This is a genomic window from Methylobacterium sp. 174MFSha1.1 (assembly GCF_900116815.1).
Taxonomy (GTDB): Bacteria; Pseudomonadota; Alphaproteobacteria; order Rhizobiales; family Beijerinckiaceae; genus Methylobacterium.
On the sequence record NZ_FPCB01000006.1, the window covers coordinates 210,760 to 231,984 of the forward strand.

Sequence of the window (21,225 nt, forward strand, 5' to 3'; positions counted from 1 at the left end):
TCCCCCCTCTCCAGGCGATACCAGGCTTGCCTGGTATCACTGCAAGGTGTGGGAGAGGGGCCGGGGGTGAGGGTGACACGCTTCAGTGTGAAACACTGAGCGTCGTGCTGGCAGCTCAACGTCCAGTGCTTGATCCTGAAACGTGTCACCCTCACCCCTACCCCTCTCCCACACCTTGCAGCGATACTGGGCAAGCCCGGTATCGCCTGGAGAGGGGATCCCGCGCTACACTCGTCTTGAGGAGTGCTGCGAACAGGCTCGCGGAGCCGAGACGGGAGGACATCACCCACGAATGACCCCCTTCTCCCGCAATCGCGCCCGCTCCGCCTCATCCACCCCGAGCGACGCCAGCACCTCCCCGGTGGCCTCGCCGAGGGTCTGCGGGGCGATCCGGTAGGTGGCGGGCGTGCGCGACAGCCGGCTCGGATAGCCGATCACCGTGACGGGCGTGCCGTCCGAGCGCTCCATGCGCTTGAGCAGGCCGCGGGCCGCCACCTGCGGGTCGGCGAGGATCTGGTCGATGCGGTTGATCGGCCCACCCGGCACGCCCCCCGCCTCCATGGCGGCGAAGAACGCGGCCGAGGTCCATTGCCGGATCGCGGCACCCAACGTCGCCTCCAGCTCCTTGCGGTCGCGCAGGCGCCCGACATTGTCGCGAAAGCGCGGGTCGGCGGCGAGCTCAGGAAGGTTGAGAAGACCGCACAGGCTGCGGAACTGCCCGTCATTGCCGCAGGCGACGAGCACGTAGCCGTCCGCGGTCTGGAACTCGCGGTAGGGCACCACGTTCGGGTGCGAGTTGCCGAGCCGGCCGGGGGTGAGCCCGCCGACGATGTGGTTCATGCCCTGGTTGACCAGGACCGCGACCTGGCTGTCGAGGAGGGCGCAGTCGATGTGCTGGCCCTCGCCGGTCGCCGTGCGGTGGTGGAGCGCGGCGAGGATCGCGGTCGCGGCGTAGAGGCCGGTGAAGAGGTCGCTCACCGGCAGCCCGACCTTGATCGGGCCGGCGCCCGGCTCGTCGTCGGGCCGGCCGGTGACGCTCATCAGGCCGCTCATGCCCTGGATCAGGAAGTCGTAGCCGCCCCGCGACGCGTAGGGGCCGGTCTGGCCGAACCCCGTCACCGAACAGTAGATCAGGCCCGGATTGGTGCCTGAGAGCGAGGCGTAGTCGAGGCCGTAGCGGGCGAGCGCTCCAGTCTTGAAGTTCTCGACCACGATGTCCGCCCGCTCGGCCAGCCGCCGCACCAGGGCGGCGCCCTCCGGGTCGCCGAAATCGATCGCGACGCTGCGCTTGTTGCGGTTGGCACAGAGGTAGTAGGCAGCATCCGACGGCCCGTCCGGCCCCTGGACGAAGGGCGGGCCCCACAGCCGCGTGTCGTCGCCCGTCTCCGGCCGCTCGATCTTCCAGACCTCGGCCCCGAGATCGCCGAGGATCTGCGACGCCCAGGGGCCGGCGAGCACGCGGGAGAGATCGAGGACCGTCAGCCCGTGGAGCGGGCCTCGGGGCGTGTCAGCCGCCTCGCCTGAAGCCGCCCGTGTTGGATCCGCGCCCACCACGCCTGCGCTCCTCCCGTTCGCTCTCTTCCGCGTTTCATGTGTTGAAACGTGTGTTCAAAACAGTGTAGACCGATCGGCGGCGGATGCAACGCCGACTTCGATGCCTCGGCGCGTCGCGTGGGAGATCCTTTGGCGAGAAGGTGTTTTTGGCATGCCGTCCTTCGAGCCCGTCACGGCGGCCCTGCGGGTGCTGGAGGTCCTGCGCGCCCTCAACCGTCTGCGCGAGGCGAGCGTCGGCGATCTCTTCCGCGAGACCGGCCTCAACCGGCCGACGATCGTCCGGATGCTGGAGACGCTGATCCATGCCGGGCTGGTGGCGCGCCACCCGACGAAGGCGGTCTACGTCACCACCGGGCGCACGCTCGAACTCAGCAGCGGCTACCAGACCCACGAGGAGATGGCGCTCGCCGCCGCCCCGATCCTGGCGCAGCTGCACGCGGCGCTGCAATGGCCCTCCGACGTCTCGGTCTTCGACGGCGACGCGATGGTGGTGGCGCGCACCAGCCGCAGCGAGGGCGTGCTGCACTTCAACCGCCGGCCCGGCTACCGGGCGCCGCTGCTGGGCACCTCCCTCGGCCTGGCGTTCCTGGCCTTCTGCGACCCGAAGACCCGCGCGCGGGCGCTCGCGGCGCTCACCGGATCGGACGACCCGTGGAACGCCGTCATCCAGGATCCCGCGTCGCTCGACCGGCGGCTCGCGCGGGTGCGGGAGCAGGGCTATGCCAGCATGAACGAGGATTACTCGCGCACCGCCTACAACGGCGTCGCCTCGGCGATCGGCGTGCCGGTGCTGATCGGCGGGGTCGCGGTCGGAAGCCTCAACCTGATGTACCTGCGCAACTCCCTCGACGAGGCCGACGTGGTCGCCCGCTTCGTCGCGCCGCTCCGCGAGGCCGCGGCGGAGATCTCGGGGGCGCTGGCGGGGATGCGCGGGGGGTGACGCTCGGTTCTCACAACTGAATTGCCACCCTCCACGTCATCCCGGGGCCGCGAAGCGGAACCCGGGATCCATAACCGCTGACGGTGCAGACCGAGGCGGAACGCATTCCGCCCTTTTCTGAGCGCTCGGCGGTTATGGATCCCGGGTTCTCGCCTTCGGCGAGCCCCGGGATGACGCGGAGGGTATGACGTCTTTGGATGTCACGGAATAATCTTAGACATCACGGCGCGAAATTCAGCTTCAGCCCCGGCCGCTGCCACGGCATCCGCACCAATTGCCCGGTTCCCGACAGCGTGACGTAGGCGGTCTTTCGATCAGGTCCGCCGAAGCAGATGTTGGTGGTGTAGACGTCCGGCATCGGCACGCTCTCCACCAACTCGCCCTCCGGCGAGATCACGGTGATCGCCCCCGTCATCAGGGTCGCGACGCAGATGTTGCCGGAGGCCTCGACCGCGAGGCTGTCGTAGCGTTCGTAGCCGGCCTGGTTGAACAGGAAGCGGCCGCCATGCGGCGACGGGAACGGGTGGCGCCGGATCCGGCCGGGCTCCGTGAGGTCGAACGCCCAGAGCCGCCCGCCCTCGGTCTCGGCGACGTAGAGCATCGTCTCGTCGGGCGAGAGTCCGATGCCGTTCGGGGTCAGGATCGGGTGCACCACCTCGGTGATGAACGAGCCGTCGGCCTTGGCGTAGTAGACGCTGCCCTGGTCGCGGTCGCGGTGGCGCGCCTTGCCGAGGTCGGTGAAGTAGAAGCCGCCGGCGCGGTCGAAGACGATGTCGTTGGGGCCCTTGAGCCGCGTGTCGCCGCAGCGATCATAGAGGACCGTGCAGGCGCCAGTGCGCAGGTCGACCCGCTCGATCCGGCCGCCGGAATAGTCGTCCGGCGTGCCGATCGGCCGGATCATGCCGGGCTCCTCGTGCCAGGCGAAGCCGCCGTTGTTGCAGACGTAGAGCATCCCGTCCGGCCCGAGCGCCAAGCCGTTCGGCCCGCCGCCCGGTTCGGCGATGACCGAGACCGTGCCGTCCGGTGCCACCCGCGAGACCGTCCCGCGGGCGATCTCGACGAGGGCGATCGTCCCGTCCTCCAGGACGACCGGGCCTTCGGGGAAGCGCAGGCCCGTCGCCATCACGGTGATGTCCGTCATTGGGGTCCTCCGGTTTTTCTTCGATCAGGCGATCTATTCGAGCCTGCTTGATGGGATGCCACTGAATTGACACCCTCCGCGTCATTCCGGGGCCGCGCAGCGGAGCCCGGAGTGCCGCAGGCACGCCCAGAACCGCGGATGGTTCAAGATGGAGCGGAACCGGTCCGCTTTGTTCGTAAACACGTGAGTGTCTGGCTTCCGGGCTCCGCTTCGCGGCCCCGGAATGACATGGAGGGGATGAAGAGGGTCGGGCCAGTCGGAAGGCTCTCACTCCTCACCGTACGGACGATCCCTCCACCACGGATAGCCCTCCGGCATGTCGGCCGAGACGCGCCCCGAAAAATCCGGCGCCCTTTTCTCGAAGAACGAGGTCACGCCCTCCTTGACGTCCGGGCTGCGGCCGCGCTCGGCCAAGAGCCGGCTCTCGATCCGGTGCGCTTCCATCGGGTGTTCGGCCCCGAGCATCCGCCACAGCATCTGCCGGGCGAGCGCCACGGAGACCGGCGCGGCGGCGTCCGCGATCTCGCGGGCCAGCGCCCGGGCCGCCGGCAGGAGGTCGTCGGGGGCGTGCAGGCTGCGCACGAGACCGCTCGCCAGCGCCTCCTCGGCCGGGATCATCCTGCCGGTCGCGACCCATTCCATCGCCCGCTGCATGCCGACGGCCCGGGGCAGGAACCAGGACGAGCACGCCTCCGGCACCAGCCCGCGCCGGGTGAACGGGAAGGCGAAGCGGGCATTCGTTGCGGCGAGCCGGATGTCCATCGGCAGCAGCATGGTGGCGCCGACCCCGACCGCCGCCCCGTTCACCGCCGCGATGACGGGTTTTTTGGACTCGAAGAGGCGCAGAGCCAGGCGCCCGCCGGAATCGCGCAGGGCCTCGCCGTCGGCACCGGCCCGGCCGGCGACGTCGAAGCGGGCGGCGCCGGCCGACATGTCGGCGCCGGCGCAGAAGCCGCGGCCGCGGCCGGTCACGATCACCGCCCGCACGGCATCGTCCCGGTCGGCCCGGCCGAGGCAAGCGACCATCACCTCGCGCATGGTGGCCGTGAAGGCGTTCAGCTTGTCCGGCCGGTTGAGCGTGATCGTCAGGACTCCGTCCTCGAGGTCCGACAGGACCTCGGTGCTCGCATCAGTGGCCATAGGCGATCTCCTCCCCGCGGCGGGCGAGCCGGCGGAATTTCTCGCCCGCGACGTCGACGGCCCGGGCGTCCGAGGCGTTGCCGTCGAGGGCGCGCCGGTACACGCCGGCGACGATCGCCGCCCAGCGAAACAGCGAGAACACCACGAAGACGTCGAGATCGGCCGGCACCGGGCGTCCGGCCGCGGCAGCGTAGGCGGCGACGAACTCCGCCTCGTCCGGCAGGCCCGGCACGTCGCGCCCGACGAGCCCCTGCTCGGCCGGCGTGGTGCGCCAGGGCAGCAGGCAATAGGCGAGGTCGGCGAGCGGATGGCCCAGCGTCGAGAGCTCCCAGTCGAGGACCGCGATCACCCGCGGCTCCTCCGGGTGGAGCATCAGGTTGCCGAGGCGGTAATCGCCGTGGGCGAGGGCGGTCTCGTCGGGGACGTCCCCCTGCGCCGCGAGCCAGGCGATCAGCCGGTCCATCGCCGGTTCCGGCGCGAGGTCGGCGGCCCGGTACTGCTTCGTCCAGCGCGCGACCTGCCGCCCGATATAATTGCCGGCGCGGCCGTAATCGCCAAGGCCGATCGCGGCGGGATCGAGCCGGTGCAGGCGCCCGAGCACCCGCGCCGCGTCGAGGAAGGCCGCCCGGCGGTGGCCGGGATCGACCCCCGGCATGTCGCGCTCGGCAAAGACCCGGCCATCGAGATAGTCCATCACGTAGAACGGCGTGCCGATGACGCTCGCGTCGTCGCAATAGAGCCGGACCCGCGGGACCGGCACGTCGGTCCCGGCGAGGGCGCCCATCACCCGGTACTCGCGGTCGACCGCATGGGCGGAGGGCAGGAGCGCGCCGCCCGGCTTCTTGCGCAGCACGTGGGCTCCGCCGGGCGTGGCGAGGTGGAAGGTCGGGTTGGACTGCCCGCCCTGGAACTGGCGCACCACGAGCCCGTCCGCGGCGCCGGGCAGGAGCGGGGCGAGGTAGCGCCGGAGCGCCGCCTCGTCGAAACGGTGGTTCGGCAGCACCGGGACCAGGGCCGGTCTCCCCGTCGCCTGCGCCTCAGCCATCGGGTGTCCTCGCGGGGTCGGGGAGGCGGCTCATCGGCCGGACCCGCCCTTCACGATCAGGGCGTCGGCGGCGACGATCCGGTCCCTCGCGCAGATGAGCGGGTTGATCTCCATCTCGGCGACCGCCCCGCCGGCATCGGCGGCGAGTTCGGAGAAGCGGCTCACGATCTCGGCGAGACGCGGGACTTCGACCGCGGGCGCGCCGCGAAACCCGTCGAGCAGGGCCGCGCCTTTCAGGCCGCGCAGCATCGCCTCGGCTTCCTCACGCCCGACCGGCGCGAGGGAGAGCGCGGTGTCGCGCAGGATCTCGACCAGGACCCCGCCGAGGCCGACGACGACGAGCGGGCCGAATTGCGGATCGTGCCGGGCGCCGACCATGACCTCGACGCCGCGCGGGATCATCGGCTGGACGACCACGCCCCGGAAATCCGGCTTCGGCGCGATCGCCTCGGCGGCCGCCAGGATCTCCGCGTAGGCGCGCTCGACCTCAGCGTCGCTCCCGAGACCGAGCTTGACCAGCCCGGCCTCGGTCTTGTGCAGGATGTCCGGACTCTCGCCCTTGAGCACCACCGGGAAGCCGAGGGCTCGCGCGGCCCGTCGCGCCTCCGCCGCGGACGCGACCGGCCGGTCCTCCACCACCGGGATGCCGTAGAGCGCCATCACGGCCTTCGCCTCCCGCTCGGTCAGCGAGGATCCGGCCGTCTCCCCGAGCAGGGCCTCCATCCGCGCCTTCGCGGCCGGGTCTGCGATGCGGCCCTCGCCGGTCCGGCCGGCTTGCCGCAGGGCGTCGCGCCGGTGCCAGGCCTTGATCGTCGCAAAGCAGCGGTCCATCGAGTGGAACAGCGCGAGGTGCGGGTCGCTCTCGGTCTCCCGCGCGCCGGGACCGCCGAGCCATTCCGGCGCCCAGACGTTGCAGACGAGCTTGTCGTGGGCCGCGGCCGCCCGGCTGAACACCGGCAGCCGGACCGTCGCCGATTCGTAGGCGTAGGCGTGCGAGGTCACCATGACGCCGTAGAGCGGGTCGGCGAGCAACGCCCCGGCGCAGGCCGCGAGGCTGTCCGCCGAGCCGATGACCTGGGCGGTCACGTCGCACGGGTTGCGGGTCGAGCCGTATTCCGGCACCTGCGCCGCGAGCACGGAGGCCGCCTCCGGGCCCGGCTGCGGCAGGGCGATGCCATACGCCTCCGCCTTGTCGGCGGCGATGATGGTGGCCCCGCCCGAGGTCGCGATCACCGCGACGCCGCGGGCCCGCGGGCGGCCCGCCTTGGCGAAGAAGGCCGCCGCCTCGACCAGCGCCTCGAGCCGGTCGACCTGGATCACGCCGGCGCGCGAGAAGCCCGCCGCGTAGGCCTGATCCGACCCGGCGAGCGAGCCGGTATGCGACAGGGCCGCCCGGGCGCCCTCCTGGCCGGTCGCGATCTTGTAGAGGACGAGCGGCTTGTCGGCCTCCCAGGCGAGGGCTGCGGCCCGCAGCATCCGGCCCGGATCGGCCATGCCCTCGAACAGGCAGGCGATCGCCCGGCAATGCGGATCCTGCGCCAGGTAGCCGACGTGGTCCGCCACGTCGACGTCGCAGGAATTGCCGGCGGTGAGGACGTGGCTGACCGAGACGCCGCGCTCGATCCCTTGGCCTAACGAGAAGCCCAGCGAGCCCGACTGGCTCACGATCCCGATCGCGTGCGGGGCAAGCGGCCGGCGTTCGGGCATCGCCGAGAAGGTGAGGCCGGCGCCGGTGGCGTAGTTGACGAGGCCGATCGTGTTCGGCCCGACGAGGCGCATGTCCGCGTCCCGCGCGATGCCGACGAGGCGCTGCTGGAGCGCGACGTTCTCGGGCTTGCCCGTCTCCGCGAACCCGGCCGCCAGCACCAGGACGGCACCGACGCCCATCGAAGCGCATTCGCGCACGACCGGCTCGACCGCCTCCCGCGGCGTCGCGATCACGACGCAGTCCGGGGTCTCGGGCAGGGCCGCGACGCTCGGGTAGCAGGGCCGGCCGGCGAGTTCGGTGTGCCGGGCGCTGATCTGGTAGAGGCGGCCGTCGAAGGCCTTCAGGTTGGCGACCGTACGGCTGCCGAAGGCGTTCGGCCGCTCGGACACGCCGACGACGGCGACGCTCCGAGGCGCCACGAGCCGCGCCATCGCCTCGGGCGCGTAAGGATCGCGCCGCGCGCTCTCCCCCGCCGTCATCGGAAGGCCGCCGGGCGGCGGGCGGACGCGGGCGTTTTCCTCATGATCGATTTCATTCTATGAAATGCTCTTTCATTGATTGTCGAGCATGTCAGAGCCTCTGTAAAGCCGCGAATCCGCGGGCCCGGAGGGGTCAGGAGGCGAGGCCGACCAGGAGCCCGGTCACGACGATCAGGCCCAGGATCGCGCCGCCGAGGCCCAGCGCCCGGACGGTCGCGGCCCCGCCATTGTCGTTCGCCGAGCCGGGCAACTCGCGGGGCCAGCGCCGCCACTTGCGGCAGCTCGACGGCGCCTCTTCGAGAGGTCCGGCGGGAGCGGCGTCAGGCTGGTGACGACAGGACATGGCGCGACTATCGCCCGAGCGCTTCACGTTCGGCAAGATCGATCGGGACGAGGCGGGCGATCACGGCGCGGAAGGCTGGTTACCCCAAGCTCCGCCGCGCCGTCTCGGGCGAGCTTTCGTGCGGGCGAGCACGCCGCCTCTGACCTCGGAGCGCACCCGATCGATCTCGACGTGCTCCCTGTCATCCCGCTCCCTGTCATCCAGGGCCGCGACAGCGGAACCCGTGATCCATCACCGCCGAAGCGTCGGGAAGAGGCGGACGTCGTCCCCCCCGCTCGGTCTTGCATCGTCAGCGGGTATGGAGCCCGGGTTCCTGCCTTCGGCGAGCCCCGGCATGACAGGGAGTGGTGTCGGCCTGCGCGCGCCAGCCGCGCGCCGATCACCGCACCGTCCGGCGCTGGAACAGGCGCAAAACCGCGTTCCCGCGCGCCACCGCGTCGTCGAGGGCATGGCGCGGCGTCTTGGTGCCGGCGAGCGCCGCCTCGATCTCCTCCGCCCAGAGATCGCGGATCTGCAGCATGTTGCCGAGCCGCAGGCCCGCGGTGTCGCGGGTCGGCGGGCGGTGCGTGATCGCGTCGACGGCCACCTCCAGCATCGGGTGGCGGGTGTAGAAGCCGGCCGCCTCGGCGTCGGCGCGGGCCGCCCGGGTCACCGGCACGTAGCCGGTGTTGCGGTAGAGGAGCGCCTGCACGGGGAAGCTCAGCACGAAGTCCAGGAAGGCGGCGACGCCCGCGTACTCGTCCTCCGTCTTGCCCTGCATGACGTAGAGCGAGCCGCCGCCCAGGATCGCGTTCTGGGGCGTGTCGACCACGTCGGGATAGTACGGCATTGGGCGGATCGCCCACCGGAAGCGGTCCTGCGACGCGATCGTACCGTACAGGCTCGACGAGGTGAGGAAGATCGCGCACTCGCCCGAGACGAACTGCGCCTCGCCGCGGTTGGTCCGGCCCGCATAGGTGAACGCGCCCTCCCGATGCAGGTCGACGATGTTCTGCAGGTGGCGGACCTGGAACGCCGTGTTGAAGACGAGCTCGACGTCGAAGCCGTCGAGACCGTTCGACCGGGTGGCGACCGGCTTGCCGTGCCAGGCCGACAATTGCTCGATATGCGCCCAGGTCGGCCAGGCGGTGGAGAGCGCGCAGCGGGACGGCTCCGCCCGCTTCAAGGCCCGGGCGGCCTCGAACACCTGCGGCCAGGTCTCGGGCAGGTGGTCGGGGTCGAGGCCGGCGCGGGCGAACCGGTCGAGGTTGATCCACATCACCATGGCGGAGATGTTGAAGGGCAGGGACAGCATGCCGCCGTCGCGGGCGAGGTAGTTGGTGGCAATCACCGGCAGGAAGGCGTCGGGCGCGATCCCGCGCCCGGCCGCGCGCATCACCTCAGCGACCGGCCGTACCGCCCCGATCGCCGCCGCCATCGTGCCGTTGCCGACCTCGAAGACCTGCAGGATGTGCGGCGCGGCCCCCGCCCGGTAGGCCGCGATGCCGCCGTTGATCGTCTCGGCGTAGGGGCCCTTGTAGATCGTGACCAGGCGATAGGCGCTCTGCGAGGCGTTGAATTCCTCGGCGATCCGGGCGACGAGCGCCCCGTTCGCCCCGTCGAGGGAGTGCCAGAGCTGAAGCTCGGTCGCGGCGCGGGCCGCGATCGTCGACAGGGCAGCGGTCGCGCCGATCAGAAGGCCGGCGAGTGCGCGGAGGAGGGGTTTTGCCGGGAGGCCGGCCCTCCTGCCGCGCCAGGGTGATGATTTGCCCATCAGGTCGCCCTTGGTCTTCGGTGGCTTCGGCTTGATGACAGCTGAGAGTTCGTTCGATTGTGCCTGGCGGGATTGAAGTCCTCCTCGTCATCCCGGGGCCGCGCAGCGGAACCCGGGATCCATAACCGCCGACGCTCGAGGACGAAGCGGAGCACGTGCCGCTTCATCCTGGAGACTCAGCGTTTATGGATCCCGGGTTCTCGCCTGCGTCGAGCCCCGGGATGACGTGGAGAGTTGTTCGTATTCGTGCCGGATCGTCCAACGCAGCCGATCAAACAGGCGCTGAGAATTGATAGGCAAGTCGAACAAGTTTTCACATCGACCATGACCCCGCTCACCCGACCTGCCGCGGCAGCTGAACGCTCACGCAGGTTCCCTGTCCGACGGTACTCTGGATCTCGACGCTGCCGGCGAGCCGGTGGGTGACCAGGTTGTGGATGATGTGCAGCCCCAGGCCCGTCCCGCCCCGGGCGCGGGCGGTGGTGAAGAACGGGTCGAAGACGCGGTCGAGGTGCTGCGGCGCGATGCCGGCGCCGTCGTCGCCGATCGTGATGACGACCCGCATCGGCTCGGGCCGCGCCGTGATGACGACCCGCAGGAGGTGACCCTCGCGCGTCCCGTGGTCGATCGCGTTCTTGACCGCGTTGGTCAGCACCTGGGCGAGGATGCCCGGATAGGTGTCGAGGGACAGGCCGTCCGGGCACTCCGCCAGGATCTCGTGCCGCCCCGGCCGCGCCAGCGCCCGCAGGCTCGTCAGCAGCTCGTCGATCCAGGACCGGAGGTCGAGGACGCGGCGCTCCTCGAACACCTGGTCGGAGGCGACCTGCTTGAAGCTGTAGAGCAGGTCCGAGGCGCGCATCAGGTTCGTGGTCATGATCCGCGCGCCGTCGCGCATCCGCGCGGCGTGCTGCACCAGGCGCGAGCGCGTCAGCCGGTTCTCGGCCACCAGCGTCTCGAAGGCGCTCGCCTCGCCCTGGACCTGGGTCGAGGTGGTCAGCGCGATCCCGAGCGGGGTGCTAATCTCGTGCGAGACGCCCGCCACGAGCTGCCCCAGCGAGGCGAGCTTCTCCGATCGCACGAGGTCGTCCTGCGTCTGCCGCAGGGTGACGAGGGCCGCGTCGGCCCGGCGCGCGGCCTCGCGCCAGCCCGCCTCGCGCCGCCGCAGCTCGGCGAGGAAGGTGTCGGAGGCCCGTGCGATGTCGCCGAGCTCGTCGCGCCGGCTCACCAGGCCGACGCTGGCGACGCCCGGATCCGTCGTCGCCCGCAGGACGTTGCCGGTGAGGAGGCGCAAGGGGCGGGTGATCGAGCGGGCGACGGCGACGACGGCCGCCGTGCCGAGCAGCAGCGCGCCGGCCGCGCCGGCGAGGAGCAGCCGGCGGATCGAGGTGCCGACGCGGTCGGCATCGTCGATGAAGGTGCGGTTGAGGCCTTGCGCGTTCGCGCCGATCACCGCGTCGCGGCGGTTCATCTCGGCGACCAGGGTTTCCTGCTCGCGGATCCTGTCGACGGTGGCGGCGAGCTGCGCGCGCCAGCCGCCGATCGCCGTCGTCAGCTCGCCCTGGACGCCGGAGGGCAGCACCAGGCCCTGCGCGCGGGCGGCGAGGTCGGCGCCCTCCGTCACGACCGCTTCCGCCGCCGCAGCCTTGCCCCGGTCGAGGGCGGAGGCCGATTGCTGCGCGAGCCGCAACGCCGCGAGCGCGATGCCCTGGGTCGTCAGCTCCGCCTCGTTCGACGACACCGAGTGCCGGATCAGCCCGGCGACCTCGGCCTGGAGGCTTTGCTGCGCCTCGACGCTCTCGCGGATCAGCCGGTCGCACCAGACGATCAGGGCGTGGCCCGACTGGGTGGCGCGGGTGAGCTCGAACCCCTCCGCGATGACCCGGCTCAACCCGGCATCGCCGCTCTGGCTCCGGTTCCGGTACGACCGCAGCAACGTCGCGAACTGGCCGGCCTCGACGCGGCGCGCCGCCCCGGCGAGCACCGCGTGCAGCTGCGTGCCCGTCCGGTCGAGGAGCTCGATGTCGGAGGCCAGCTCGTCGAACTCGACCTGGAACACCGGGCGGCCGATGCGGGTCTTGTTGAGCTCGACCGCCGAGATCGCCTCGCGGACGTCGCGCAGCGCGCTGACGACCCGCTGGTTCACCTCGAGGGCGGCGTCCCGGGCGGTGAGATCGGCGACGAGGCGCGCATTCTCGTCCTGCTGGCGCCGGCGCTCGGCATCGGTCTGGGCGACGAGCAGGTCGGCCCGCCGCGCCATCCCGGCCGCGGCGATCCCGAGATCGCCCGCCAGCCGCGCCAGGCGGTGCATCTGCTCGATCTGCGCGGCGAGGTCGTGCTGCACGGTTGCGACCCGCGCCGCCTGCTCCTCCGTGCGGGCCACCCGCCCGAGCTGCGCGAGCTGGAAAGCGGCCTTGTCCGCCAGGGCGGCGAAAAGCCGGCGCGCATCGCCCTGGGTTTCGTCGCGTCGGCCGACCTCGTCGCGCGCCTTGTCGAGGAGCGTGAAGGTGTGGACCATCTCGCTGGACAGCACGGCCCCGTCGCGGGCCCGCTCGGCTTCGATCAGCAGCGCCCAGGCCGCCACGGCGATGGACATCGCGACGACGACCGGAATCGCGCCGACGATGAACACGCGGCGAGCGACGCCGGATGATCGGAGAAAGCGCACCCTGGACCAAAGCTCATCGCGGGACGGGACGGACTAGAAGTCTTGCAAAACTGTCGATCCGCTGTCCAGCACGCGCGCGAAGCGGGCGGTGGCAGGATGTCGGTTCATGCAAGGGGCCTCGTACGGGGCCGCGGCCCGTCTCACCGCACCAGGGCCTCGGTCGCGGCCGCGAAGGCGATGCGCGGGGTCGCGAGGGCGAAATGCGCGATCCGCTGCCCGGAATGGCCGACGAGCCTCAGGGTGACGGGCACGCCCCGGACGGACGCCCCCGCCGCTTGGCTGATCTCGGGCTGGTCGGCGAGGGCCTGGAACGACCCGCTGACCATGCCCGGCCGGCTGAAGCCGTCCCGGGTCATGACCTCCCACCGGACCGTCTCCGCCGCGGCGGCATCGCGCGGGCGCCGGAGCGGCGAGAACAGGGCGACGTAGGATTGCTTGAGACCGCCGCGGCTCGACACGAAGGTGCAATCGGCGACCGGCGTGTGGCCGAAGACCAGGCCGGCCGTCGACCGGGTGGTGCAGGTCAGGGTGCCGGCCGGCTGCAGCGGGTCGGACGGCCGGGTGCCGTGCGCGTAGGTGGCGGTCGCGGCGAGGATCGCGGCGGTGGAGGCGACGACGATGGCGTTCATGGCCTAAAAAATCCCTGTCGGGTTGTGCTCTCGACGCGGGCCTTCTCGGCCGGGCGTGACGGATCGTGGGGATCCGTGACGCCGCTCGTCTCTGCTCGGAGCGTGGCGTTAACTACGTCGGCCCAGTTGCATGACTATTCCGTCGATTGTTGCTTGTTCGCCTACGAACGATAATCAGGTGTCAGATCGGAGGGGGGACGCAACAGTCGAGGGCGGGCACGACACGTGACGGCAGGTCGGCAGACCTCGGCCCCGCGCCCGTGTCGTATCCCGTCGCTCCCGTGCCGCGCGGGGCTGTCCGAGGAAAATCTCTTTCAGAATCAAGCGCGGGATCCCCTCTCCAGGCGATGCCGGGCAAGCCCGGCATCGCCTGGAGAGGGGAGACGCGCCATTTCTTTTCCCCGGACAGCCCTGCGTTCCGCGGGCGTCGCGGTCCATTCGACAAGAAACTCAGTTTCGGCGGCCAGGCATCGTGTAAGACCATAGGCCAAGGCCGATTCGAGGAGGCACGATTGCAGATCGTCGACATCCAGTCCCAGATCGTCTCGCTGCCCTTCGACATGGGCGGTCCGCCCGCCACCTTCGCCGGCAAGGCCTGGACCCATCTCGACATCCTCCTGGTGCGGGTCGAGACCGATGAGGGGCTGGTCGGCTGGGGCGAGGCCTTCGGGCATGCCGGGATCCAGGCCACCCGCGCTGCCCTCGACGGGATCGTGGCGCCGCTCGTCCTGGGGAAGTCGTCCGGCGACGTCGCGGCGCTGACCCGCTCGGTGCTCCACGCCACGCATCTCCTCGGCCGCAACGGCCCGTTCGTCTTCGCCTTCTCGGGCATCGAGACGGCATTGTGGGACCTCGCCGGCAAGCGGGCAGGCCAGCCGGTCGCCCGCCTCCTCGGCGGGATGCGTGAGCGGCTGCCGGCCTACGCTTCCCTGCTCGCCTATCACGACCCCGCGCTCGTGCGCCGCAACGTCGAGGCGGCCTGCGCCGCCGGCTACCGCCACATCAAGCTGCACGAGGTCACCGAGGAGGCGGTCGCGGCCGGCGCCGAGGTGGCGCGGGCGCACGGGGCCGCCCTGATGGCCGACGTCAACTGCGCCTGGAGCGTCCAGGCGGCTCTGAGGATGGCCGACGCCTTCGCGCCCCACGACCTGTACTGGTTCGAGGAGCCGGTCTGGCCGCCGGAGGACGTGCACGGCCTGGCGCAAGTGCGGGCCCGCGGCATCCCGATCGCCGCCGGCGAGAACACCGCCGGGCTGTTCGGCTTCAAGGCGCTGATCGAGGCCGGCGCGATCGACGTCGCCCAGCCGAGCGTGACCAAGATCGGTGGCATCGGTGAGATGCTGCGGGTGATCACGCTCTGCGAGGCGCACGGCGTCCGGGCGGCGCCCCACAGCCCGTATTTCGGCCCCGGCCTCATCGCGACGATGCACGTCGTCGCGGCGCGGGTCGAAGATCCGCTCGTCGAGGTGCTGTGGCTCGACATGGAGTCCAACCCGTTCGATCCTTGGGTGCGGGCCGAGAACGGCCACGTGCGGCTGCCCCCCGGCCCCGGCCTCGGCTGCGACCCGGATCCGGGCGTGCTCGATCGCTACCGGGTCGGGCCGGTCGTCCGCACGGCATAAAACGACAGAGGGAAGGACACGCCATGAAGGTCGACCGCGTCGAGACGCGTCCCATCATCTTGCGCCCGGAGCGGCCGATCGGCTCGGCGCTCGGGCAGCTGCACACCTTCGGCTGCATCCTGATCACGGTGCGGGCCGACGGGCTTACCGGCGAGAACATCGTGTTCACGCTGAACGACCGGCGCACCAAGGTGTTGCGCGCGCTCATCGACGAGATGGCCGACCTCGTCGTCGGCCAGGATCCCGGCCACATCGCTGGCTTCTGGTCGCGGGCCTGGCGCGACGTGAACTTCATGGGCCACAAGGGGATGCCGGTCATGGGCATCTCGGCCCTCGACGGGGCGCTGTGGGACCTCGCGGCCAAGCGCGCCGGGCTGCCGCTCTACCGCATGCTCGGCGGCGCCAGCGCCCGGGTGCCGGCCTACCAGTCCGGCGGGCTGTGGCTCGACCGCTCGACCGACGAACTCGTCGCGGAAGCCGAGCGCTTCAAGGCGGCGGGCTTCACGGCGATGAAGATGCGCCTCTCGGCCGGGGACCCGGACTGGAACATCGCCCGGGTGCGGGCCGTGCGCGAGGCGATCGGCCCGCACATTCGCCTGATGGCCGATGCCAACCAGGGGCTCACCGAGAACGACGCCATCCGGCTCGGCCGGCGGCTGGAGGAGTTCGACCTCACCTGGTTCGAGGAGCCGCTGCCGGCCTGGGACGTCGAGGGCCTCGCCCGCGTCGCCGCCGCCCTCGACACGCCGATCGCCAGCGGCGAGACCGACTACACCCGCTACGGCTTCCGCCGGATGATCGAGCTGCGCTCGGCCGACATCCTGATGCCGGACCTTCAGCGGGTCGGCGGCGTCACCGAGTTCATGCGCGTCGGCCACCTCGCCGAGGCGCACGACGTCCCGGTCTCGAGCCACCTGTTTCCGGAGCAGAGCCTGAGCGTGCTCGGCGCCCTGGCGAACGCCCACTCGCTCGAAGTCATGCCGTGGTTCTCCGAGTTGTATCGCGAGAGGCTGGACTTCGCCGACGGATACGCCATCGTACCGGAGCGGCCAGGCTTCGGCTTCACCTTCGACGAGGACCGGATCCGGCACGCGGAGCGGCAAGGCGCTTAAGTAAAATCGCGCCGGCCGGGAGCATGAGGGAGGAGGACGCCATGGTGACGACGAACCGTCGTGCGCTCGTGATGAATGCTGCCGGCCTCGCGGGGGCCGCGGCCCTCGGGTTTCCCCGGCCGGCGCTGGCGCAGGGCGAGCCCCTGCGCATCGGCTGGCTCGCGGCGATGACCGGGCCGAGCTCGGCCCCGACGGTCGGGTTCAACCGCGGCGTGGTCTTCGCCGTCGAGGCGATCAACGGCGCCGGCGGGGTCAAGGGCCGCAAGATCGAGCTCGTCACCCGCGACACGCAAGGGGACCCGACCAAGGCGGTCAACGCCACCCAGGAGATGATCAGCCAGGCGAAGGTCCTGGCGATCTGGGGGCCGACCAATTCGGGCGAATCGCTCGCCGTCACGCCGATCATGGCGCGGGCGAAGATGCCGAACATCCACCCCTGCGTCGTCGACAGCTTGATCGATCCGGCGAAGTACCCCAACGCCTTCCGCATCGCCCCCTCGAACACCCAGTGGGACGACGCGGTGCGGGGCTACTGCCTGAAGGTCCTGAAGGTGAAGCGGGTCGCGGTGATCGGCGACACGACCGGCTACGGCGTCACCGCCGCCAAGGCCTCGGCCGCGGCGTTCAAGCAGGACGGGGCCGAGGTGGTCTATCTCGGCAACATCGATTCGACCCAGCCCGACATGACCCCCGACCTGCTGCGCGCCCGCAATGCCGGCGCCGAGGCCCTGGTGGTGTGGAGCGTGTCGACCGGCATGGATGCCCGGCTGTTCAACACCCGCGCCCGGATGGGCTGGGACGTGCCCTTCGTCGGCCATCCCTCGATGGCCTCGGGCGAGATCGGCGGGCTCTTGGAGAAGCCGGCGAACTGGGAGAAGGTCTACGCGATCGGCTACCGCAGCTGCTCCTACGACGAGGCCGGCAAGCTCCCGCCCCGCAGCGAGGATTTCGTCGCCCGGCTGAAGGGCAAGGTCGCGCTCTCCGACACACTTTTATGGTGGGTGGCGGCCGGCTACGATGCGGTCAGCCTGATCGCCAAGGCGGTGGAGGAGTCGGGGTCGAGCGCGCCCGACGCGATCGTCAAGCACTGGAACGGCCTGACGAAATATCCGGGCATCTTCGGCGACTACACCTATACGCCGAAGGAACATAACGGCTACCCGACCGAGGAGGTGGTGATGTCGGCGGCCAATTCCGGCCGCGACGGCAGCTTCCGGCTCGCCCCGGGCTATTCCTGACGAGAGGGGAGGGGGAGCGCCACCATGCTCGCCTCGACCATGTTCGCCTCGATCCTGGCCTCGGGCCTCGCCGTCGGCGCGATCTACGCGCTGATCGGCATCACCTACAACACGATGTTCTCGACCTCGCGGGTGATGAGCTTCACCGCCGGCCAGCTCGGGATGCTCGGCGGCGTGCTCGGCTCGCTGTTCACGTTGCGCCTCGGGATTCCCTGGCCGCTCGGGCTTCTCCTGACGCTCGCCTGCGGGGCGCTGATCGGCGTGGTCACCGAGTTCGTGGCGGTGCGCCCGGTCCTGAAGAGCCTCGACCAGCACCTCTACGTGCTCTCGACGCTGGCCCTCGCCCTGATGATCCAGCAGGTCACGGCGATCGGCTGGAGCACCGAGCCGCAGCCCTTCCCGCGCCTCCTCGGCGGCTTCGGGGAAAACGTCCTCGACGAGAAGTTCTGGCTGCCGGTCGCCGCCTGCCTGATCGTGGTGCTCGGGCTCGAACTCCTCTACCGGCGCACGCTGCTGGGCCACGCCTTCCTGGCGGTGGCGGAGGACAACTTCGCCGCCCGCGCGCTCGGCCTGCCCGAGCGGCGCCTGCGGGTGATGAGCTACGCGCTCGCCGGCGGCATCGGGGCGCTCGCGGGCTATGCCGGCGGCGAGCTGCTGCTCGCCTTCTTCGCCAACGGGCCGCACCTCAACTTCTACGGCTTCATCCCGGTGGCGCTGGGCGGCCTCGGCAACAACCGCGGCGCGCTGGTCGGCGGCCTCGTCCTCGGACTCTTTCAGCAGACCGCGAACTTCGTCGTCGGCGGCATCTTCGCCTCAGTCGCGGTCTTCACCCTGTTCATCGTCGTGCTGCTGGCCGCACCCCAGGGGCTGCTCGGCTCCGCCCAGGCGAGGCGCGTATGAGTGCCCATTCCACCCTCGCGGCCTCGCAGAGCCCCGCCCGCGCCAGCTTCAGCGGGCGCCTCGCGGCGGCCGCGCCCTTCCTCGCCATCCTCGTCCTCGCGCTCGTGGTGCCGCTCGTCGGCAACGATTACTGGACGCTGATCGCCACCCGGGCGGCGATCTACTGGATCCTGGTCTCGGGCCTCAACCTCGTCGTCGGCTTCGCCGGGCAGCTCGCCATCGGCTACGTCGCGCTCCTGCTCGTCGGCGCCTACACCACCAGCGTGCTCGCCGCCGGCACCGTCCTGCCGGCGTTCCCGGTCGTCGCGGCGCTCGCCTGTGCGGGAATCGTCGGAGCCGTGGTCGGGGTGATCGTCGGCCTGCCGGCGTTGCGGCTGCGCACCTTCTACTTCGCCATGACGACGCTCGGCTTCGCCACCATCGTCACGCAGATCGCGCTCGCCTGGCAGGACGTGACCGGCGGCGGCATCGGCATCACCGGTCCGGAGATGCCGGCGCCCTTCGAGTCCCGCCTCGGCTTCTATGGCCTGTGCCTTGCCGGCGCTGCTTTGTGCACCTGGATGACGCTCAACGTCGCGGGCAGCCGCTACGGCCGGGCGCTCGTGGCGGTCCGCGACGCCGAGGTCGCGGCCGAGGCCGTCGGCATCTCGAAGCCCCGGCTCCTCGTCGCGGTGTTCCTGTTCGCCGGCTGCGTCTCAGGCGTAGCCGGCGGGCTGTTCGCCTCGCTCCAGACCTACATCACGCCGGAGGCCTTCACCTTCGACCTGTCGCTCCTGTTCTTCATCGCGGTGCTGATCGGCGGGCGCGGCTCGGTGCTGGGGCCGCTCATCGGCACGATCCTCCTCACCATCCTGCCGGAGGTGGCGGCCCCGCTCGCGGCCTGGTCGACCTTCCTCTACGCCTTCCTCCTCCTCGTCATCGTGGTGGCGCTGCCGGGCGGCATCGCCGACCTCCTCGACCGGGGCAAGCGCCGGCCGCTGCCGGCCGAGCGCAGCATCGCCCCGCGCGCGGCGGCGCTCCGGGAGCTCGCAGGCCGCGCCGCGACGCCCGAACCGATCACGCTTACGGGCGTGCGCCTGAGCTTCGGCGCCGTGAAGGCGATCGACGGGCTCGACCTCACCCTGCGGCCCGGCGGCGTCCACGGCCTGATCGGCCCGAACGGGTCCGGCAAGACCACGACGCTGAACGTCATCTCCGGCTACTACCGGCCGCAAGGTGGGCAGGTGAGCTTAGGGACCCGCTCGCTCCTCGCCGAGGCGCGGGAGGCGCGGGCCTTGCTTCGCATCGCCCGCACCTTCCAGACCCCGCGGATCGTCGGTGAGGCGACCGTCATCGAGAACGTCATGCTCGGCGGCAGCGTCGACGGGCGCGCCACCCTGGCGGAGGCGCTGCTCGCGCTGAAGCGCCACCGCGAGGACGAGCGCGCTTTGCGCGACTCGGCCCGTCTCGCGCTGCGGGCGGTGGGGCTCGACGGCCTCGATGAGGTCCGGGCCGGACGGCTCCAGCACAGCGAGCTGCGCTTCCTCGAGATCGCCCGCGCCCTGATGCTGCGCCCGGCCTTCCTGCTCCTCGACGAGCCGGCGGCGGGCCTGTCGTCGCTCGAGATCCAGCGCCTCGGCGGGCTGATCCGGGCGGTGGCGGATGCGGGAATCGGCGTGCTCCTCGTCGAGCACCACGCCGACCTGATCTTCGCGATCTGCGACGAGGTCACGGTGCTCAATCTCGGCCGGGTGCTCGCCGCCGGAACGCCGGCGGAGATCCGCAGCCACAGGGAGGTGGTCAGTGCCTATCTCGGCGGGTGAACCCTTGCTCCAGGTGCAGGGGCTGGAGGCGGGCTACGGCAAGATCCGGGTGCTGCACGGCGTCGACCTCGTGGTGAGGGCCGGCGAGGTCGTGACGCTGCTCGGCCCCAACGGCGCCGGCAAGTCGACGCTCCTGCGTGCCCTCTCGGGGTTGCTGCCGGTCCAGGCCGGCACCGTCCGCCTCGCGGGAAAAGTGCTCTCCGGCGCCGGGCCGCGGAGCGCCGTGCGGGCCGGGCTGTCCCACGTCATCGAGGGTCACCGCGTCTTCACCGCCCAGACGGTACGCGAGAACCTGCTGCTCGCGGCCTACGACCTGCCCCGGGCCGAGCGCGAGGTGCGCATCGAGGAAGCCCTGTCGCACTTCCCCGAGATCGCCGCGAAGAGCCACGACAAGGGCGCCTCGCTCTCCGGCGGCCAGCAGCAGATGCTGGCGGTGGCGCAGGGCCTGGTGCAGCGCCCCCGCCTCCTGATGCTCGACGAGCCCTCCGCCGGCCTCTCGCCGGTGCTGGTCGACCGGGTGCTCGAAGTGGTCACCCGCCTGCGCCGCCAGGGCACCGCGGTGCTGCTGGTCGAGCAGCTGGTCGAGAAGGCCCGCGCCGTCTCCGACCGGATCTACGCGCTCGCGCAGGGGCAGATCGTGCTCGCCGCCGAGGCCGGCGCGCCCGACCTCCACGAGCGGCTGGAGCGGGCGTATTTCGGCGAGGGCGGCCCGGTGCACGCCTGACGGGCGTGGGTGCGGGGCCGGGGCGTTCTCCCGGGGCTCGCTCGACCTGCGAGGATGTCGCCACGAGACGTCCGTCCGTCCCACCCGCGACCTCATCCTGAGGTGCTGCTGCTTGCAGCAGCCTCGAAGGAGGGCTCCAGCAATCGCCCCGATCCCTGGAGGCCTCCTTCGAGGTCAGTCGATCTACGATCGATTGACACCTCAGGATGAGGGGGTGGGTTGGATGGAGCGATCCCGTTCGAACGGGTATGTTTACCAGCATCGTCCCGCGACACCCCGTTCTATTTTTTTGGTCCATGATGACGCGATGATTTGTATGTCGTGAACCATCTAAATTTGGCACTTATCGCCTGTTTATCTGTAAATTTCCGAAATATAAGCTCGATATGCAAATAATTATTCAGGAGTTGTATACAATATTATTGATCAA

The 21,225-nt window shown here is 70.9% G+C and carries 16 protein-coding genes; 7 read left to right on the forward strand and 9 right to left on the reverse strand.

Translation table 11 applies throughout. From position 1 onward, the window contains the following. Positions 1-282: 282 nt before the first annotated feature. Positions 283-1,551, reverse strand: coding sequence for a CaiB/BaiF CoA transferase family protein (locus tag BM430_RS04400; protein ID WP_210188406.1), 1,269 nt, complete (start codon positions 1,549-1,551; stop codon positions 283-285). Positions 1,552-1,705: 154 nt separating this feature from the next. On the opposite strand from BM430_RS04400, the gene BM430_RS04405 reads away from it, so the two are divergent. Next, a complete protein-coding gene (locus BM430_RS04405; protein WP_177302939.1) occupies positions 1,706-2,494 on the forward strand; it encodes an IclR family transcriptional regulator domain-containing protein in 789 nt (262 codons plus the stop codon). Positions 2,495-2,714: 220 nt separating this feature from the next. Here the strand turns inward: BM430_RS04405 and BM430_RS04410 are convergent, their stop codons facing one another. The 8 genes from BM430_RS04410 to BM430_RS35515 form a co-directional block, all read right to left on the reverse strand. Next, positions 2,715-3,635 carry an SMP-30/gluconolactonase/LRE family protein gene (locus BM430_RS04410; RefSeq protein WP_093565787.1) on the reverse strand — a complete coding sequence of 307 codons (921 nt, stop codon included), beginning with the start codon at positions 3,633-3,635 and terminating at the stop codon, positions 2,715-2,717. 267 nt (positions 3,636-3,902) lie between these two features. Then, a complete protein-coding gene (locus BM430_RS04415) occupies positions 3,903-4,775 on the reverse strand; it encodes a crotonase/enoyl-CoA hydratase family protein (RefSeq protein ID WP_093565789.1) in 873 nt (290 codons plus the stop codon). Then, positions 4,765-5,820, reverse strand: coding sequence for a phosphotransferase (locus BM430_RS04420; protein ID WP_093565790.1), 1,056 nt, complete (start codon positions 5,818-5,820; stop codon positions 4,765-4,767). The genes BM430_RS04415 and BM430_RS04420 overlap by 11 nt, the downstream gene beginning before the upstream one ends. Before the next feature lie 30 nt (positions 5,821-5,850). After that, entirely contained in the window at positions 5,851-8,007 is a 2,157-nt protein-coding gene (locus BM430_RS04425) for an acetate--CoA ligase family protein (RefSeq protein WP_093565792.1), read from the reverse strand. A gap of 133 nt (positions 8,008-8,140) precedes the next feature. Next, entirely contained in the window at positions 8,141-8,350 is a 210-nt protein-coding gene (locus BM430_RS04430) for a hypothetical protein (RefSeq protein ID WP_093565794.1), read from the reverse strand. A gap of 379 nt (positions 8,351-8,729) precedes the next feature. Beyond that, positions 8,730-10,103, reverse strand: coding sequence for a sn-glycerol-3-phosphate ABC transporter substrate-binding protein UgpB (gene ugpB, locus BM430_RS04435; RefSeq protein WP_093565795.1), 1,374 nt, complete (start codon positions 10,101-10,103; stop codon positions 8,730-8,732). Between the two features lie 334 nt (positions 10,104-10,437). After that, positions 10,438-12,732, reverse strand: a complete 2,295-nt coding sequence (locus BM430_RS04440) for a sensor histidine kinase (RefSeq protein ID WP_244539314.1) — start codon at positions 12,730-12,732, stop codon at positions 10,438-10,440. Between the two features lie 176 nt (positions 12,733-12,908). Next, entirely contained in the window at positions 12,909-13,397 is a 489-nt protein-coding gene (locus BM430_RS35515; RefSeq protein ID WP_093565797.1) for a DUF992 domain-containing protein, read from the reverse strand. A gap of 512 nt (positions 13,398-13,909) precedes the next feature. On the opposite strand from BM430_RS35515, the gene BM430_RS04450 reads away from it, so the two are divergent. From BM430_RS04450 to BM430_RS04475, 6 genes are read left to right on the forward strand one after another with little or no spacing between them, the layout of a single operon-like run. Then, the gene (locus tag BM430_RS04450) at positions 13,910-15,019 is read left to right on the forward strand and encodes a mandelate racemase/muconate lactonizing enzyme family protein (protein ID WP_177302940.1); all 1,110 of its coding nucleotides are present in this window, start codon (positions 13,910-13,912) and stop codon (positions 15,017-15,019) included. Positions 15,020-15,042: 23 nt separating this feature from the next. Beyond that, positions 15,043-16,131 carry a mandelate racemase/muconate lactonizing enzyme family protein gene (locus BM430_RS04455; RefSeq protein WP_093565800.1) on the forward strand — a complete coding sequence of 363 codons (1,089 nt, stop codon included), beginning with the start codon at positions 15,043-15,045 and terminating at the stop codon, positions 16,129-16,131. 41 nt (positions 16,132-16,172) lie between these two features. Beyond that, positions 16,173-17,369, forward strand: a complete 1,197-nt coding sequence (locus BM430_RS04460) for an ABC transporter substrate-binding protein (RefSeq protein ID WP_244539315.1) — start codon at positions 16,173-16,175, stop codon at positions 17,367-17,369. Between the two features lie 24 nt (positions 17,370-17,393). Then, the gene (locus tag BM430_RS04465; RefSeq protein ID WP_093565802.1) at positions 17,394-18,269 is read left to right on the forward strand and encodes a branched-chain amino acid ABC transporter permease; all 876 of its coding nucleotides are present in this window, start codon (positions 17,394-17,396) and stop codon (positions 18,267-18,269) included. Continuing rightward, on the forward strand, positions 18,266-20,071 hold the full coding sequence (locus tag BM430_RS04470) for a branched-chain amino acid ABC transporter ATP-binding protein/permease (RefSeq protein ID WP_093565804.1): 1,806 nt from the start codon (positions 18,266-18,268) through the stop codon (positions 20,069-20,071). Before BM430_RS04465 ends, BM430_RS04470 begins: the two co-directional genes overlap by 4 nt. A gap of 13 nt (positions 20,072-20,084) precedes the next feature. Then, a complete protein-coding gene (locus BM430_RS04475; protein ID WP_244539329.1) occupies positions 20,085-20,795 on the forward strand; it encodes an ABC transporter ATP-binding protein in 711 nt (236 codons plus the stop codon). Positions 20,796-21,225 lie beyond the last annotated feature (430 nt).

What these genes read in the sequence shown, in the direction of transcription:
- BM430_RS04405 (WP_177302939.1), top strand. Translation starts at nt 1,706, where the DNA reads ATGCCGTCCTTCGAGCCCGTCACGGCGGCCCTGCGGGTGCTGGAGGTC.
- BM430_RS04410 (WP_093565787.1), bottom strand. Translation starts at nt 3,635, where the DNA reads ATGACGGACATCACCGTGATGGCGACGGGCCTGCGCTTCCCCGAAGGC.
- BM430_RS04415 (WP_093565789.1), bottom strand. Translation starts at nt 4,775, where the DNA reads ATGGCCACTGATGCGAGCACCGAGGTCCTGTCGGACCTCGAGGACGGA.
- BM430_RS04420 (WP_093565790.1), bottom strand. Translation starts at nt 5,820, where the DNA reads ATGGCTGAGGCGCAGGCGACGGGGAGACCGGCCCTGGTCCCGGTGCTG.
- BM430_RS04425 (WP_093565792.1), bottom strand. Translation starts at nt 8,007, where the DNA reads ATGACGGCGGGGGAGAGCGCGCGGCGCGATCCTTACGCGCCCGAGGCG.
- BM430_RS04430 (WP_093565794.1), bottom strand. Translation starts at nt 8,350, where the DNA reads ATGTCCTGTCGTCACCAGCCTGACGCCGCTCCCGCCGGACCTCTCGAA.
- ugpB (WP_093565795.1), bottom strand. Translation starts at nt 10,103, where the DNA reads ATGGGCAAATCATCACCCTGGCGCGGCAGGAGGGCCGGCCTCCCGGCA.
- BM430_RS35515 (WP_093565797.1), bottom strand. Translation starts at nt 13,397, where the DNA reads ATGAACGCCATCGTCGTCGCCTCCACCGCCGCGATCCTCGCCGCGACC.
- BM430_RS04455 (WP_093565800.1), top strand. Translation starts at nt 15,043, where the DNA reads ATGAAGGTCGACCGCGTCGAGACGCGTCCCATCATCTTGCGCCCGGAG.
- BM430_RS04460 (WP_244539315.1), top strand. Translation starts at nt 16,173, where the DNA reads ATGGTGACGACGAACCGTCGTGCGCTCGTGATGAATGCTGCCGGCCTC.
- BM430_RS04465 (WP_093565802.1), top strand. Translation starts at nt 17,394, where the DNA reads ATGCTCGCCTCGACCATGTTCGCCTCGATCCTGGCCTCGGGCCTCGCC.
- BM430_RS04470 (WP_093565804.1), top strand. Translation starts at nt 18,266, where the DNA reads ATGAGTGCCCATTCCACCCTCGCGGCCTCGCAGAGCCCCGCCCGCGCC.